At 71.4% G+C, this 1200-nt stretch carries 1 protein-coding gene; it reads right to left on the bottom strand.

Annotation, left to right across the window (positions count from 1 at the left end):
• Positions 1-39: 39 nt before the first annotated feature.
• The coding region (locus ICW40_RS11485; protein ID WP_260459109.1) for an IS110 family transposase at positions 40-1200 on the bottom strand (1161 nt) is incomplete at its 5' end.

Genomic DNA, 1200 nt, shown 5'->3' with positions numbered 1-1200 from the left:
GGCTCCCCTCTGTGTCAAGACGCTGCGGAGAGGGCGGTTCTAGGCTCGGTGGTGGCGGGTCCGGGAAGTGACTGATCCGAAGTGCCGGTGTGGGGATGCGAGCCGGCCGCGCTGCGATGTGAGTGACGCTCCCCGGTGTCCTCCCGGGCCCGTCTTCAGCGCTGCGACGGCGTCGTCGAGCATGGTGCGGAAGACGAGGTCGGACAGCCGCCGCTTGAGACAGCGCATGGCCTCCATCGAGGTCTTCCCCGTGGCCTTCTTGCGGTCGAAGTAGTCGCGGCCGATGCCGGGACGGCGCAGCTGCACGGTGGCCATGATGTGCAGGACGCGGTTGATCTGGCGGTTCCCGGCGCGCGAGAGCCGGTGGCGGACGTGGTCACCGGAGGACGCGTCGATCGGGGCCGTGCCGTTCCAGGACGCGAAGTGGGCGCGGTCAGGGAAGCGGGTGATGTCGGCGACCTCGACGAGCAGTCGCGCCGCTCCGGAAGGTCCGACGCCGGGCAGGTCCAGCAGGGTGGTGCCGGTCGCGCGGATTGCCTCGGTGAGTTCCTTGTCGGCGGCCTTCTTGCGCCGGTGAGTCCGCTCGAGGTCGCCGATCAGCTCGGCGGCGACGCGGCGGCGCACCTTGCCGGCGGCGTCGCGCGGGCGGACCTTGGCCAGGAGCTGCTTCGCCTGGACCGCGGACAGGTCCTTCTTCGCCCCGCCCGGGACCAGCTCGAGCAGCAGGTGATGCAGTTGGGACACCATCCGGGTGTGCTCCTCTCCGAGCGAGCGGCGCCGGTCGACCAGGGTGCGCAGGACCGCGAGCTGCTCGTCATCCGCGACCGGTCGCAGCCCGGCCATGCGCGTAGCGACGAGGGCAACGGAGTGGGCGTCGGTGGCGTCGGTCTTGCGGCCCTGACCAGTGGCGAAGACCCGCACCCTGGCGGACAACTTCGGGGGGACGTCCAGCACGTCCTGACCGTCCTGGAGCAGGCGCAGCGCGACGTGCCGGCCGATGCCGTTGCACCCCTCGACCGCCCAGACCCGGTCCGGCCACCGGCGCACGTAGTCCTGCAGCGCCCGGTAGCCGGCCGAGTCGGTGGCGAACCGGCCGCCGCCCAGGACGGCCTCGTCTGCGCCCATCACCTCGATCGTCACCGACCGCTTGTGCGGGTCCATCCCGATGACCACGCGTCCTGACTGCACCATTGCCGTCCT

The organism is Actinotalea ferrariae, assembly GCF_019733465.1.
GTDB classification, from domain to species: domain Bacteria; phylum Actinomycetota; class Actinomycetes; order Actinomycetales; family Cellulomonadaceae; genus Actinotalea; species Actinotalea ferrariae_A.
Note: the sequence above shows the minus strand (reverse complement) of the source record. Positions and strands in the feature narration are given on the sequence as shown.